Raw genomic sequence first — 14,288 nt, 5'->3', positions numbered from 1 at the left:
GAGCTGGCGTTTGTTTTGTGCGTAGACCGCGATACGCGCTTGTGCATCCGCTTGCGCTTGCACGAGCAGCTCAGCTTGCGTTGGCGTGGGCGCGGGCACGATGACTAGTTTGCCATTCTGCACATCAAGCACCGCGCCTGCTGGGCGTGACATAGCCGCGTTGTACTCGCCTAAATTTAAATAAATCAAGTCTGCGGGCGGGATTGGGTATTGGATGTCGTCAGGGTAGAAGCACCCCGTAGTTTTGCTGAATTTCATTTCAATATCCAATCGCTAAATAAGACGGGGTATTACCCCCAGAAGGGGTCGAGAATGATGACGAATATGTCCAGATGCGGCATGTTGTTGTTGTCGCAAATGATGAGGCCGCCGTGCAAAAGCACCCACCGCCAGCGGTGGTGCCCGATGCTGAATAAAACCCGTAGACAGACAACACCGCGCCCGGGAAAGCAATTGGAAAGGTCACGTCTGCATAACCACTACTGTTCGACGCCGCCGCCGCCACCCCCCATTGGATAATCAAACCACCTGGCAATTTTTGGTAACCACTTGTCGCCTTGGCACCGGCGAATCCCAACGATGCGAGCGACGCAGGCAACGGGTCAAGAATGACGAAATCAATGCCGTCGTATTCAATGTCGGCGAGTTGATTTGCTGCGATCACCGCAGCCACTTTTGCACCAGTCGCGCCGTATTGCTTGAGGGACTTTGCACCAAGGCCGCTGGTGTTTATCGTCGGCGCAGCGCCACCATCGGCACCAAACAACAAAGACAACCGAGCGCCGGTGAGCGTGCTCAGAGCCTTGGCAGGCGTGGCCACAAACGAAGTGCCTCCGGCCACGTATGCGCCAGTTGTCGCCACGGCAGTTAGAGCGGTTTGAGCGTCGCCCAGCGCATCGGTGATGTCGTTCAAAATCTGGTTCAGCTTTTGTCGTCCGATTGGCTTTGCAAGCGGGTCTGTTGCGAGGTTTCGTTCAAAGTTGAAGTTGAATCCCTCGGCATATGACACGTCGCCGCTTGTATCGACAGCATCAGGTACTGCCACTTTGTCCCCCGTTTTTGCAAATGGGGTGGTGAATATCTTGCTCATTTACTCTCCTTAAAAATCAGACAACAAAAAACCCGCCGAAGTTGCCTTGGGCGGGTTTGTGAAGTTTGTGTTACGTGCTTACCAGCTTGATGGCGCGAAGCTATTGCCGAAATTCCCGTTCGACAATCCAAAACCAAAAAATGGAACTGTTTGCACGCGCACCTTGATGCCCACGCCTGCGGGTCTCGGCAACAAGTCAAAGTCGTGCAGCACACTTAGCAGGGCGCTAAAAGGCTGGAACCCAAGGTACAGCGTCATATCGGACATGTTTTGTGGGTCAAGGATGCGTGCATTGCCGCCAAACAATTTGGTGACAAATTGACCAATTTCAGAAACCGAGGCCCGTGATGTAAGTTGGAAATACCGAAGTTGCAAAATTAGTCTGCGCTCATCCGTCGAGAGTGTGGCAACACCTCCGCTTGACGTTGCGAAAAAGTTGCCTCTGCCAAAATTTTGCCAACTTGCGCCAACACCAAAATTGGTCGAGGGGCTAGGTGACCCTGTCGTTTTAAGACCAAGGTTGACATCAAGAATTGCAGACCAAACCGACAAGCCAAACTCATTGGCTGTCGCAAGGTTAAACACATCCCGCTGCCAATCACTCCAAAAGCCTGTCCCAAACTTGTCAAGCCAAGCTTGCTCTGCGGCAATCAAGGCGGCACGGTTAGGTGCATTGCTGTGCTGCCATAGCAATGCCAGATTTAAGGGGTCTAGCTGCCCTGCGGTTTGCACATTCATTTCAGCACCACATTGACGAGACCATCGCTTGTGATTGCCACTTCCCATGGATTGATGGCGACCGTGGAATTTGTCAGCGCGTTGTTGCTCACCCGTGTCAGGCGGCAGTTGGCGATGTAAACACCTGGTATCTGTGCGCTTACTGCCGCCGCCAGCTCATAGGGCGACACGGATGCGCCCAAAATAAAACCATCCTGCCCGTCCACGTTGCCCGAGGCGTACTGTGCCACTGCATAGAGAATATCGGACTGGATGGTTGATTTACTGTTCTTGGGTACTGTGATTTCGATTTGGACGGGCACCTGAGATGCCCTGCAAAAGTTGATGGGCACAATTTGACCACCGACCGCCGAAACGTTCACCGTGGTGGTGGCCACAGGGCAAGTAAATGATGTGCCACAGCCGCCAGATTTTTTCGTCAAGATTGTGTTGGCAACGTCCGCATCAAGTCCGCCATTGACGATGCAACAAATTGAATTACGCGTCATCGACACGCCTTGCACCACTGCGGGTGCGCTGCTTGCGTTTTCAAGAACGAGTGCGCTTTGCACGTTGGGTAGTGCCCACAGTGCAGAGCTTACAGAGATGGCCGTGCCACTGCCCTGCAATGCCAGTGTTTTGCGGCGCAAATTTCGCACTGAGGCATCCGACTGCTGGGCATAACCCACAACGCCGTCCACGGGGTTTGTGATGGTCTCCCACCCCAGCACACCATCCACAATTTGCGTCAACGTGCCAGCGGGGCAAGCCAGTGCGCCAGCGTTCACTGCAAGCCATTGCGATGTAGTTGGTCCGCTCAGGGTGATGTCTGCTGCTGCTTGGTATTGGTTGCCGTTCGCGTCTGCTGCTTTTTTTCCTTTGGCAATCACGGTGCCTTCTACACCCGCCACTGTGCATGTCACCTGCGTGAATGCTTGCGCAATGCGTTGCATCCCAGTCAGTGCGCAGATGTCGTCCAAAAACACGCCGCCTGCAAGGTTGGGGTTGATTTGATTTGCGACCGCTGCATTATTTTTCAAAATCGTGTCGCGCCCGATAGCTTGCGCCGCCATCATCATTCCTTGGGGTGTTTGGGGTGACAAATCCAGGTCTTGCCCAAAGATGCGCTGCCATTCCGCCTTGATCGTTGCAAGCGTGTCAGAGGTATCGGCTTGCACCGTTCCCGTTGAGTTGATGTAGTCGTAACTCATGATGCTAAGGTCGCTGTTCCGTAAATTGTTGAGATTTCAACCGAGTAGCTCAGTTGGTCGCCGCTCACAGAGGCAACCAAATTGCCGATTCCTGTCACGCCATCCACTTCAAGCAGCGCTTTTTCTGTGATGCTTCGAAACGCCACAAGGTTTGGCCGCCCGTTGAAAACGATGTCGAAATAAGGCGTCCCACTCTCTGCGTGGAACATCAGCTCACCAAACACGGTGAGCATGGTTTGCTTGCAAACCTCCATGCACGCTTGTAGGCCCGTGCTGATTTGTAAATTTTTGGCAACCACAAACATGTCGTTGTTGCTGTCGATGGTGATGGTTTTCAAGCTGGGCCTCCCGTGTTGCCTGTGCCAGTTTGGACGCCGCCGTGGTGGTGCATGCTGCCGATATTCACGCCGTTGTTTGTTAGCTGGCCAGCAATGTCAACATGCCCGTCCTTTACGGTTACCGATGCGCTTCCAGCCGTCAGCTTGATGGCTGTGTCGCTTATCGCTACTCGCACAGTTCCCGCAACGTTTTGGATGACCAAGCTGCCCGCGTCTTCGCCAGAAATCGTATAACCCTGAATCATGTCGGGCATAAACAACCCGTCCTCAAAGCTGTGCAGTCGCTTGGTGTTTGGCTTGGCTGCTTGCCCGTTTTGCAGGTGCAGACTGGTATCTCGGTCGGCGGCTTTGAGCCATCCGTGGTCGCCTGCTTTACACGGGAAATTGATGACAAATCCACCGCCCGAGTACGTGAACACGGGCACAGACTGCACCACGGCACGAGGGATAACCTCCCCGCTCGTACCCACCACATTCACCAAAATTTGCACACTGGCGCGGTTTTTGGCACGGTCGTAGCTCACCACCTTGGCGGGCAGGCAGTCATCCACCTCACCGCGCAGCCAAGCGGTCAGCACCTCGCGCATCATCCCTGCAAGGCTACCTTTGTTCGCGGGGTCAATGTTGGGGGTATTTGCATCAATCATGGTCTAGCCTAAATTCGTCAGGTTGCCCGACATGACCGAGCGAGGCGGCATGGTGGACGCCGTCATATACCAAGGCGTATCACGATTCGCGCCTTCGTATTGGATTTTGAAGGCCGTGTAAGTGCCGTTCACTGCGGGGTTGGCCTTGCTGGTGACTTCAATCTTGCCGCCAATGCGCAGTTTGGTATCCAACAGCATCTTGCATTGCAAGCCTTGCTCAGTAAACATGGGCACACCAATCATCCCTGTCTCAGCGTTCACCACCAGTGTGTACACCTTTCGCGGCTCGCCCTCGTTGGTCACCACCAGTTCGTTGTCATCGACGAACGCCGTCACACCGCCAGATTCGGCAATTTTGCGCACATGCGCCCCCATTGGGCCTGTGTGGTTGTAGTTGGCGATTTGCTTGTCTGTTGCCTCAAAAATCATTGACAAGCCCATGCTGTCTGCGGTCTGTTTACAAATTGCCGACAAATTTGTGCAGGCAGGATGCGAAACGGCGCACAGTGTGGCGTTGAAGTAGTAGCCCGTCTTGCACTTGAGCGCCACCACAATGTCGGGCGGCTGCCCGATCATGGCGCTCACGATGGAGCCTTGAAACAGCTTGGTTAAACCCGTACTCACGCGCCCAACCTCTAGCATCACTGTGCCCTTGCGCGGCAGTTTGACCCAAGGTGTGAGCTGTGTCAGCAGGTGGTCGCGGATGCTATGTGGCAAGTTGGCAATGCGAATCTCTGCCTCATTCATCAGCGGGTTGGCCGTCTTAGTTACGCAAAACGACACGGCTGTGCGTGTGTCTAGCGTGGTCGTTTCGCCTTGCACTTCAATCGTCACGCGAATGACGCGGGGGTCAAGCTCCTGCATCAATCTCGCTCCGTGAGTAGTAGTTCAAAAAGCACGTCACACCAAATTCAGTGAAATACGGATAAGCGTCGCCCTCTGTCGAAAATACGAAGTTACCCATGCCAGCGTACTGGTATGCAAAGGGGATCAATGGATAGCCTGGCAGACAGCGGCGACCACTCACCACGGTCACGCCGTTCACCGCAATGTCTACAGCCATGATGCCGTTGGCCTCGCGCAGTGTGATGTCGTAGGTGTGTCCGTCCAACACCAGGGTGAGCGATTGGCTGGCTACTGCTTTAAGGGGGATTTTTTTCGTCATTTTTTGCTACCGCCAAAAAAATTCTTAAATTTCGCTGCCGAAGCGTCATACGCGCTTGCTAAACCAGACGTTGGTTCTGGTTGAACCACGCCTCTTTTCTCTGTCTTCGCATGCTTTGGATTTTGGGGGGCGTACTTTTTTCTTTTGGATGTGACGATCACAACCTCTTTTAGCTTTATCGCAACCGCCAAGGCGTCCACCATGTCGGCATCCTCTTTGTGAGGCATGGATACGATCATCATGTTGTCGTAACGCGCCGTGCGTGTGTACACCTGCAACAGCGCCGATTTCAGGTAGAGCGCCTTGATTTGCTCATACGCCGCAGCAAACTCGGCGGTAGCGATGATGATGGACAGGCTGGCCTCCACAGGCTGGATCACTCTGTGGTCGGTGATGATGGCCCCACTCTCAACTGGGTGCTCCATAGCCTTGGCCTGCTCGTTGATCGACACGTTCACGGCAATCACATTGCGCGTGGTGCCTTGCACAAACAACTCTTTGTCGTTTTGGAAAAGCCCTACATAACTTGCCTGCGTCATGCGGCTACTCCTTGGCTCCACTCGTCAATGGTGCTGCTCAGTTGATCGCTCAAGGTTTGTCCGATGGCTTGGGCAACTCCTGCGGCATCGGTGGCTTGGGTGTTGACCTCTACCTTGGCAATGGATACCTTGTTGCTGGATGTGCGCGATGTTTGCGCCGCTGTGTTGTTGGTAATGGCAGAGATAGGCACATTGGCGGCATTTATGCCATTCACGGCAGCTTGCGCGTGCTCTAGAGAAGTTTTAGCCCCGCCTGCCTGGTTTGCTTCGTTTTTATCGTCGCCAGCCCCTAAGAAATCAGCCAGCTTATGTATGCCGGTGAAGAATCCTTCAAAAATTGTTTTCCAAAATTTAATGTAAGCATCAATGATGTCGCCAATCACCTTAAATGCAGCCCTGAATGCATCAGGAATTGCGCCAGTTTTAGTATCAAGGTATGTGAAAAAATCCGTTACCGTGTTCCACAGCCATTTAAAAATTGCACCTACATCTTTTAATGCGCCTCCAAGTTCTGGCCACTTTTCAATCCACCGCCCAAGCACAGAATCGCCACCTTGGATGTATGTCACCACGTCGTCAATAACAGCCGCAAGCAATAGCGCAACAGCAACAAACGCCAACACAGGCGCAAGCGCTACTCCTCCAAGCCCAATAAACTTCATCAACGCTGGTATTAATGTTCCTGCCACAACATAACTTAACGCTAACGCAGCCGCGCCCATCAGCCCAAAAAATACAGTTGCGAGAGGCTCATGCTCACGCATGAACACCGCGATATTCTTCAAGAAATCATCAAACCCCTCAAGTATTGGTATTGCAATTCGAGCGATGATGGCCGTCATCGCATCGTAAGCCTTGCCCATGTCGTACAGTGCGGCGGTTCGACGTTGCGACAACGCGTAATCATCCTTGGTGTAGTTACCTAGGGCTTTCTGGGCTTCAAGCTGCTCACGCAGTGCCACGGAGCCTTTTTTCAGAACGGCAATGGTGCTGTCATCCATGCCCAATTTGTGCCCTACCTCAAGGTAGCGCTGGGCTTTGTTGAACTCTGACATCCCTTTGGTGGCCTCTTCCAAATACTCGGCAATGTCGGGCAACACCTCAAAGGCTGTCTTCATCTCGCCGCCTGCCTTGGTGGCAGACATGCCCATCCACGCCATCGTTGCCGTCAGCTCAGAGAACCCAAATCGCTTAGCCTGATAGAGCTGCTCTGACATGCTTTTTAGGGTGCCATTGAACGCATCAATGCTGCCGCCTGCATGCCCAATCACGCCCTGCCACGCCCCCACCTCTTCGGCATTTAGACCGATAGCCTCCGAGAAACGACCCACGCCATCCGCCCCCCTGGTGAACTGGTCTACCGCAGCTCGCACGGCTTGTACCGAAATAAAGGTGGCGGCTACTTTGCCTAAACTTGATACAAGCTCCATCATGTGCGATGCAGCCGATTGAGTGGATGCCTCTACCCCCTCGACAGATTTTCCAAGGTCTTTGACTTTTCCTTCTGTATCTTTTAGAGATGCATCTAGGCCTTTTGTGTTGGCCTCCAAAAGGATCGAAAAAGCGGCAAATATGGACACGGGTTAGCCTTTCTTATTGGCGTGTTTGGCGGCAAGGTACTCGTTGAATTTGGGGATGGCTACGGCCTCGTACATGTCGAGCGCATCCTCCAAGTCGTAGATGGTTCTCAGCTCTTGGAGGGTGGCTTGCCCGCTGGCAAGTACTGACCCAATAAGGCTGTCAACGTTTCTGTAAGGCTCGACTGGGCTTTCAACACGAACCCTTTTAAGAAATTCAAGCCCTTGCCGTTGCGAAAAAAAGAGCAGTTGTGCTCCATCATTGCCAGCTCTAGCTTGCCCAGCGTCTCCCAGTCTGGCACGTGGTTGTCCACCAAAGTTTTGGTGGTGAGCATCAAGGGCGCTTCGCCCTCGCGCACGACACCGACAAAGGCCATGAGTTTGAGCATGAGTTCTTGCGATACGTCGTAGCTGCCCACCTTGGGGATGTTGGCGCTGACGTATTGAGTGAACACCTCACGCCCTTGAGTGGCTGGCATTCGACTTACGACGTAGATGCGCTCCACGCCGTCGCCGTCGGTGATGGTGACTTCTTGGGGCTTTATCACAGCAATGCCCCCAGACCGTTCGCAGCGCTCACAATGCCAAGCGCCGTGCCAACGGGTGAGCCTGTCACGTTTTCAAACGTGAAGGCGTAGCTGTTAGATTTCATGCGCCCAGAGCCTGCGACACCCGGGAACGGAGGGCCGCTGACGAGCGCGCCTTTTGACAAGGTGACCATGCGCCCGCTGGGGTACACGGCTACCATGGTGATTTCGTCTCGGCGCAAAATCTTGCCTTTGCCCACGCGGTTGTTCTCAAGCAAGATGCTTAAATTTATGTCGTCAACACTGCCTGGGATAAGGCTGATTTTGATGTTGGTTGGCACGGCTTTTGACCACACCACCAAGTCGCCATTTACCCCCATGGCCGATTCGGCCACGTTGATTTCGGAGACATCAAAGGGGTCACTGTCATCTGCAAACTGCGAGACAACAAACCCCACGGGGAAAGTTTTAGACGCCTTAAGCGTCAAGATAAGGCCGTTGCCTGAAATGTCGTTTGCCATGATTTTTCCTTTGGGTTTAGATCAAGATGTGAGTGCCAGAGACGGCGCGCACCACATCGTCTTTGGCATAGATGCAGGTGTAGACCGCTTGCCACTCTGTGGTGTTGCTTGGGGTTGTGAACTGCTGGAACTGCACGTCCAGCCAGTAACCAATGCCGCCTACTTGTCGATAAGCCGTTTCATCTCCCGTCACCGTGGTGATGTAGCTCTGCTGGGTCTGTGTCAGCGGTTTATTGGGGCTGATCGTGCCGTTGTTTAAAGCCTGCGCAATGACCGACATGGCCTGCGCAATGAGCAGAGATCGGCCCGCTTTGTTGACCGACACTTTTGGCATAGACAGCATGAGCGTCATGAACGACGACTGCATTGCATCCTTGAACCACATTTCGTTGGCATAGGTGTGCATGTCCAGCGGCGCGGTGGATGGCCCGAGCATCTTGCCGCGTTGGTAGAAGGACAGGTACTGGCCTGCGGTTTGCGTTTGACCCATGTAGTTAACCGACAGCGCGTCATAGGTGTTGGCATCGGTGTCGGTGGTGACCAAGGGGGTCAGCGGGAACTGCTGGAACATGTAGTTTGATGTTCCATTGATTGCGTTGTAGTCGGTCGCTGCGGTCTGAATCATGGGCACCATCTCTGGGTACTCGGTGGTCAGCGCTGCGCTGTAGAGCGTCAGGCACACGCCCGAGTAGTTGGCCAGAGCAGCGTTGTAAGCAGCGGCCTCGGTGGTCATGCAGCGCACCATCTGCTGGTACATGATGTTTTGCGCGTTGTTCCAGATCGCCAACTCTGTTTGTTGCGCCACAGACAAGGCGGGCAAAAACAAAAACGAGCCAAAGTTGGTGCTGAGGTTGGCCGAATTGGTCATGCAAGTGGTGAGCGATTCAGCCGCACCACCATTGGACAGAATGGGCTTGTTTGGCGCATCCATGCCGATGTACGAAGCCAAAGTGCCAGCGGCCACGGATAGGGCTGTGCCGCTACCTGAGCCGATGACAAATTCATTCAGCGTGGCGTTGAACGTGCACGTCGCCGCAGACCAGTTGGCTCCACCAGATGCGCGAATGGCAGTTTGAATGATGGTAGCGACGGCGGCAAGGTTGGCCGCGCCAGACAGGTTGATGGCTGTGGCGTTGTTTGCGACACCATCAAGGCTGATGGTTAACGTGGCGGCGGTCAGTGCAGTCAACTGCGCCAGCGAAGGCGCCACGCTTGTGCTGCCAAAAATCTGCGGCGTTGCAGCCGTTTGCATCCAGCGGTAGAAGCTGATTTTTTTGGCTTTCTTGATGGACTTGGACACCCAGCCAAAGTAAAGCGATGCGCGCAAATACTCTTCAGCCGTGGTGCCAAAGTACGCGCCCACGCTGGCAAGGTCGGTGAACTCAAGCACGGTTTGCGGGGGCACAAGGGGGTTGGTGGTGAACAGGCGACCAATGAGGGCGCGCTGATTCACGGTGGTGCCAGCGCCAACACCAGAGGTGATGGCAACGTAGCGGGACATGCGGATGGACATAGAGACAGCTCCTGTAGAAAACAAAAAACCGCCAACACTTCAAAAGCGATGGCGGCGGCGATAAATGCGGCGAACGGCTAAACGGGGTACGTGCCCGTTTTCTTGCTGGATGCTGGCGACGGGTCTGTGGTGGTTTGTGCTGGCGTGTAAATGTTGGACTTGGTGACGGGGTGTGTGGACACGGGCACATTGTTGGTGGACAGATACTGAATCGTGACATCCATGCTGGGTGTTTGGGTGTACTGTCCTTGGTCGTCCTCAATGTTGGTCACTTGCAAATCACCAATGTGCAACACGGCAATGCCAGACTGGCGCAACGCCAACATGCCCGCCGCCCCATTGAGTACCCATGACACTCGCCGCAACACGTCCTTGGCCGTGGGCAAGGTGGCATCGTTGGGGTCTTGAGGTGACAAGGCGCTGAACTGGTAAATGGCCTCCCAGATACAACTCTCCGAAAAACTGTTGCCATCGGTGGTGAGGGTGCGCTTGGGGTAGCCCACGCGCTTACTGTGAATCTCGGTGAATAACACGACTATGCCGTCTGGCGCGCCTTGAATGGTCGGCTGGTTAGCCTGCATCACCCGCACATCGGGCATGGCTGTGGTGAGCGCCGAGCATAGGACTGTGGCGATTTCGTTGTCGGTCATAAAAAAAGCCGCTGGTTAGGCGGCTTAGTGGTGGAGTAAGGAAGGTTGCATGGCGGCCTCTATAAGGTGCCGCTCCGATTCAATCCGTGGTTTTTCTCGTTTTCGGTCAAGCATCAGGTGAGAGCCGAAGGAGCCAAGGGCGCGTGAGTTCATGTCCTTGGCCTCAAACAAAATGCGGCGCTCCCACATAGTCAGGTCACGGTTTCGCAATGATTCAGCCATACGGCAGAACTCTTGGACTAGGCGCACCTTAAAGGTAACGACTGCCTTTGTGTTGCGCATCAGACTGATGAGCAATAGAGCTTGACGTTCATTCAGCATCGCAAACTCAGTTGGCCGCCCGCCAGACTTTCGCGTTTCAAACGCGAGTGTTCCAAAGGCACTGATTTCTGCCAGCTCGCACATCGGCATTTGATGAATTTTGGCTTTCATTTGCGCCATTGGAGACGGCGAATCAGTAGTATTTGTGCGGTCATTTTAGGGCTGCACCTTCACGCAAGTTGCGCGTAACCATCCGTCCACCACCTGCCAATCCGTTATCGAATCCACTTTGTAAGTATCGCCATTCCAGACGATCTTGTCTGATCCACGGGATCGCTCTACGTCAGATACAGCGGCATCATCAGAGTAAATGCGGATGTAGGATTTTTGAAAATCCAGCCCAAGTGCTTGGTACCTGTTTTGGTTGATGATTTGCACGTGCCCGTTGTACGTGACAGGCGGCCCAAACACGTCAACATTGATGCCTCGCGCATCTGGTGCTGATGACTGCCAGGGAATGATGACAAACTCGGTTCTGGCAATCAGTCGCAGCGCCGTGCTCAAAATGTTTGACGATGGGATCATTTTTTCGATGCCTCGGAGGTGAGCGACTTGAGCATGAGGGCGCTTTCTACGAGCGGCTTGTTCAGTGTTTCTGTAACTTCCCCGCTTGCAAGTTTTCTGGCGCGAGCTTTGATCGTAGCTGGATTGAGTGCTGGGCTGGTGACGTTGACAATCGCTTGTTTCACGTCGCCCTCCACAATCATTGCCACCTTACCCATGGCTGTGACGGCATCAGTCTTGCCCGCCAGCACCTCTTTTACCGCTTTGGCTGTTGCGTCAATCCAATTGTTTTGGTGGTCTGCAATGGCTGTGCGCATGAATGGGCGCGGCGGTATTCCTTGGGCCGGTGCCCCGTACTCGTGCGTGCGCGCGTTGTCTGCCACCTTGCGCCCGTCGGGGTACTCGGCAGATTCAAGCCAGCCAACATGCCCCTGAACTTTTCCAAGAGCTTTGACAGCCGCCAAGAACTCAGGTTTGATGCCGCCCGTCATCTTCATCTCAAACTCCCACGCATGGTTGATCCGCCAGCGTACAAGCCACCCACGGATTGGGTCTTGAGGTACATGAGCAGTTTTTGCCCCATGATGGTTTGCGCCAAGTTGTATTGCAGCATCCCTTTGACAGGAGGGGGAGCCATTGAAACAGACACCCCGTCGATGCCGGCCGACTGCACCACGCCGCCTTGGCCAGTTCCGTTTTTCCCCGCGTTTGCAGCCAACTCCAAGAGATGGCCCGTCATCAGGTCGAGCGGGTAGCCGGTCAAGTCGGTGTAGTTCTGCGCCTCGGCAATAGCCGCGTCAATCGCCAAATCGGGCCAGTTTGTTGCACTGGCGAAAATTGGTTGTTTGGCGCGAAAAGCGTCAGAGGCAGCAGACATTACTTACCTTTGGAATTTTTGCCCATGGACGTCACAGTCACGTCTTCACTGGCGAGGTCTGCATCTGTCTTGGGGGCGCTTGGGTCTTTTTTCAGGTCTGCGCCAACTTCGTCAGCGTCGCGTTTTTTCTTGTCAATCACAAGATGCTCGTTTTCGAGGTGGATGCCGAAGACGTGGTTTTTTTGCAGGGCTTCGAGCTGGGCATCCGTCACCTCGGTGGCGACGCCTTGCATGGTGATGATGTTGCGGCTGGCAACATCTGCGCCACCTTTGATGCTGATGGTTTGTTCAATCACGGGGACTTGCTCTGTAGTGCCAGCCACATAAATTGTGTAGGCCTGGTCGGCGGCTAGGCGAGAGTAAATGAATGGCATGGGGTTTCTCCGAACGTAAAAAAACCCGCCGAAGCGGGTGGGGACGTAAAAAAAACCCGCCGAAGCGGGTTTCTTGGTTGGGTCGGTCTTGTTGTTATAGGCCCGAGAATCGCGCCACGGCCAATGGACGCTTGAGCATCGCACCTGCGGTGGCGTTGACAGCGTCTTCTACGCGACCTTTAGCACGTTGCTCCACACCTGTCAGCATGTACTTGGTGGGCACCATTTGCACCCAAACGGCGCTGTTATCTGTGCTGGCATCCTCTACGCCCCACGATTCGGCGTACAGGTACGCAGCGTTCACACCGCCGTTGGCCAAGTCCATCTCTGGGGCGCTGATGATGCGTGTCTTTGGATAGGTGGTGGTGATCCAGTCTTGCACCGATGCTGTGCCCTGCACGTTGACCACAGACAGGTAGTCGTGCGCTGCCACAGGCAATGCCAGCGTGACGTTGGTGGACTTGGGGTCGATTGAACCCTTGGTTTGCACGCGCAAGGTTTTCATCATCAAACGGAGGTCGGCGATGATTTCGAGGTACGTTTTTCCAGACCACAAAGGGTTGCCCGATGCGCCGTTTGGCAGTGTGACGTAGGCGCTGATGGAGGGGTCGTTAAGGAACCCGTAAGTGCGGTTGGTGCCGTTGTTGTAGCCGTAGAAACCCACTTGGTTGCGGCGTTGCTCCAAAGAAATGATCACAGCCTGGCGCTTCATGTCTTCCATGTTCAGGCCTTGCTCGCCTGCGACGCGCCCTTCTTGGATGCCCACTTGCATGCCCTGCTCGAAGCGGACGATGGAGCGACGTTCGAATTGGGAGTTGATGTTGGCCAGCGGGATATTGCTGTTGTCGCTGTACAGGACAGCGTTGCCAGCTTGCTCGACGAACCCTTGAACGATCTCTTCCATGTGCCATTCGCCAACGGTGGACATACCGATCAACTCATCAATCTTTCGGGGCTGCATAGCCACGGCAACGAAGCCGGGCATGAAGACCTGCAAGAACTGAGCAGCAGCGTCCAAGCTAGGCGTGGACAGGGGCTGTGCGATGGCGTCCATGGCGTGGGCCACAGACGAATCCGTGCCAATACCCAAGCGGCCCAAGAACTCAACGTTTTGTGCGGCTTTGGTGGCGATGGCTATGTCCATAGCGCGGACATTGCGCGGGGCGATGTACTGGCGGGTTGGTGTAGCTTTAATTCGTGCATTCATTGTGAGTGCCCCTTAATTTATGAGTTTGACGAGTGCCAAACCAGCAGCTGACACGGTGTAGGTGTCGATGGTGCAGTTTGGGATCAGGGTGTTGCCCGCGTCGGCTGTGGAGCCTGCGGCTTTGGACGACAGTGCGCCCGTTGTTTGGTTGAACTGCACCACGTCGCCGATGTTGGCCGAGGCGTTGGTGAGCATCACCCACATGAAGCCCATGCTCAAAAGCTGCCCTCGGGTGCCATCTGCCACGGTCAGCGTGGCCGCCAATGTGCCGCCAGCGGCGGTGCCTGCGCTACCCAGCGCGAGCGGGTTGGACAGCAGACCGGCGAACGCGCCAGTACCGCCAGCGCGGGCGATGCCCTCGGACACCATGGTGAAGGCATAGCCCACCACGTTCGGTGTTGCGCCCGCGCTGTTGAGTATGAATTGGCGTGCGCGTGTTGGGCCGTCGAACGCGATTTGACCAGGGAAACCAGCAGCGGCGAACTGCTGCATTGCTTGTTGGAATGCCAT

At 54.6% G+C, this 14,288-nt stretch carries 21 protein-coding genes; all 21 read right to left on the bottom strand.

From position 1 onward, the window contains the following. Positions 1–258 (bottom strand): hypothetical protein (locus tag RMS03_RS03990; protein WP_310625814.1); only part of this gene is annotated, 258 nt, incomplete at its 3' end. Position 259: 1 nt separating this feature from the next. Further along, positions 260–1,009: a gp53-like domain-containing protein gene (locus RMS03_RS03985; protein WP_310625813.1), complete on the bottom strand. Its 750-nt coding sequence runs from the start codon at positions 1,007–1,009 to the stop codon at positions 260–262. A gap of 159 nt (positions 1,010–1,168) precedes the next feature. Beyond that, the gene (locus RMS03_RS03980; protein ID WP_310625812.1) at positions 1,169–1,828 is read right to left on the bottom strand and encodes a DUF2612 domain-containing protein; all 660 of its coding nucleotides are present in this window, start codon (positions 1,826–1,828) and stop codon (positions 1,169–1,171) included. Beyond that, a complete protein-coding gene (locus RMS03_RS03975) occupies positions 1,825–3,018 on the bottom strand; it encodes a baseplate J/gp47 family protein (RefSeq protein ID WP_310625811.1) in 1,194 nt (397 codons plus the stop codon). Before RMS03_RS03975 ends, RMS03_RS03980 begins: the two co-directional genes overlap by 4 nt. Next, on the bottom strand, positions 3,015–3,356 hold the full coding sequence (locus RMS03_RS03970; protein ID WP_310625810.1) for a hypothetical protein: 342 nt from the start codon (positions 3,354–3,356) through the stop codon (positions 3,015–3,017). Before RMS03_RS03970 ends, RMS03_RS03975 begins: the two co-directional genes overlap by 4 nt. Further along, entirely contained in the window at positions 3,353–4,003 is a 651-nt protein-coding gene (locus RMS03_RS03965) for a Gp138 family membrane-puncturing spike protein (protein WP_310625809.1), read from the bottom strand. Before RMS03_RS03965 ends, RMS03_RS03970 begins: the two co-directional genes overlap by 4 nt. A 3-nt stretch (positions 4,004–4,006) precedes the next feature. Continuing rightward, the gene (locus tag RMS03_RS03960; RefSeq protein WP_310625808.1) at positions 4,007–4,867 is read right to left on the bottom strand and encodes a baseplate hub protein; all 861 of its coding nucleotides are present in this window, start codon (positions 4,865–4,867) and stop codon (positions 4,007–4,009) included. Then, positions 4,854–5,168, bottom strand: coding sequence for a phage baseplate plug protein (locus RMS03_RS03955; protein ID WP_310625807.1), 315 nt, complete (start codon positions 5,166–5,168; stop codon positions 4,854–4,856). The genes RMS03_RS03960 and RMS03_RS03955 overlap by 14 nt, the downstream gene beginning before the upstream one ends. After that, positions 5,165–5,656: a phage baseplate protein gene (locus RMS03_RS03950; RefSeq protein WP_310625806.1), complete on the bottom strand. Its 492-nt coding sequence runs from the start codon at positions 5,654–5,656 to the stop codon at positions 5,165–5,167. The genes RMS03_RS03955 and RMS03_RS03950 overlap by 4 nt, the downstream gene beginning before the upstream one ends. A gap of 47 nt (positions 5,657–5,703) precedes the next feature. Beyond that, positions 5,704–7,287 carry a hypothetical protein gene (locus RMS03_RS03945; protein ID WP_310625805.1) on the bottom strand — a complete coding sequence of 528 codons (1,584 nt, stop codon included), beginning with the start codon at positions 7,285–7,287 and terminating at the stop codon, positions 5,704–5,706. 107 nt (positions 7,288–7,394) lie between these two features. Continuing rightward, the gene (locus RMS03_RS03940; RefSeq protein ID WP_310625804.1) at positions 7,395–7,832 is read right to left on the bottom strand and encodes a hypothetical protein; all 438 of its coding nucleotides are present in this window, start codon (positions 7,830–7,832) and stop codon (positions 7,395–7,397) included. Next, complete coding sequence (locus RMS03_RS03935; protein ID WP_310625803.1) at positions 7,829–8,332, bottom strand: phage tail fiber protein; 504 nt, start codon at positions 8,330–8,332, stop codon at positions 7,829–7,831. Before RMS03_RS03935 ends, RMS03_RS03940 begins: the two co-directional genes overlap by 4 nt. Positions 8,333–8,348: 16 nt before the next feature. Beyond that, complete coding sequence (locus tag RMS03_RS03930; protein ID WP_310625802.1) at positions 8,349–9,845, bottom strand: DUF3383 family protein; 1,497 nt, start codon at positions 9,843–9,845, stop codon at positions 8,349–8,351. A gap of 77 nt (positions 9,846–9,922) precedes the next feature. Further along, the gene (locus tag RMS03_RS03925) at positions 9,923–10,495 is read right to left on the bottom strand and encodes a phage gateway protein (RefSeq protein WP_310625801.1); all 573 of its coding nucleotides are present in this window, start codon (positions 10,493–10,495) and stop codon (positions 9,923–9,925) included. Positions 10,496–10,519: 24 nt separating this feature from the next. Next, on the bottom strand, positions 10,520–10,927 hold the full coding sequence (locus RMS03_RS03920; protein ID WP_310625800.1) for a Rha family transcriptional regulator: 408 nt from the start codon (positions 10,925–10,927) through the stop codon (positions 10,520–10,522). A gap of 45 nt (positions 10,928–10,972) precedes the next feature. Further along, the gene (locus RMS03_RS03915; RefSeq protein WP_310625799.1) at positions 10,973–11,320 is read right to left on the bottom strand and encodes a phage collar protein; all 348 of its coding nucleotides are present in this window, start codon (positions 11,318–11,320) and stop codon (positions 10,973–10,975) included. Between the two features lie 17 nt (positions 11,321–11,337). Continuing rightward, complete coding sequence (locus RMS03_RS03910) at positions 11,338–11,811, bottom strand: hypothetical protein (RefSeq protein WP_310625798.1); 474 nt, start codon at positions 11,809–11,811, stop codon at positions 11,338–11,340. Positions 11,812–11,813: 2 nt separating this feature from the next. Next, complete coding sequence (locus tag RMS03_RS03905) at positions 11,814–12,197, bottom strand: DUF4054 domain-containing protein (protein ID WP_310625797.1); 384 nt, start codon at positions 12,195–12,197, stop codon at positions 11,814–11,816. Next, positions 12,197–12,571 carry a hypothetical protein gene (locus RMS03_RS03900; RefSeq protein ID WP_310625796.1) on the bottom strand — a complete coding sequence of 125 codons (375 nt, stop codon included), beginning with the start codon at positions 12,569–12,571 and terminating at the stop codon, positions 12,197–12,199. Before RMS03_RS03900 ends, RMS03_RS03905 begins: the two co-directional genes overlap by 1 nt. Before the next feature lie 94 nt (positions 12,572–12,665). Next, entirely contained in the window at positions 12,666–13,778 is a 1,113-nt protein-coding gene (locus RMS03_RS03895; RefSeq protein WP_310625795.1) for a major capsid family protein, read from the bottom strand. A 12-nt stretch (positions 13,779–13,790) separates the two neighbouring features. Beyond that, positions 13,791–14,288, bottom strand: coding sequence for a phage minor capsid protein (locus tag RMS03_RS03890; RefSeq protein ID WP_310625794.1), 498 nt, complete (start codon positions 14,286–14,288; stop codon positions 13,791–13,793).

It is taken from the genome of Limnohabitans sp. (assembly GCF_031538885.1).
GTDB lineage: Bacteria > Pseudomonadota > Gammaproteobacteria > Burkholderiales > Burkholderiaceae_C > Limnohabitans.
The sequence above is the reverse complement of the archived record's forward strand: the minus strand, read 5'-3'. Positions and strand labels throughout refer to the sequence as shown.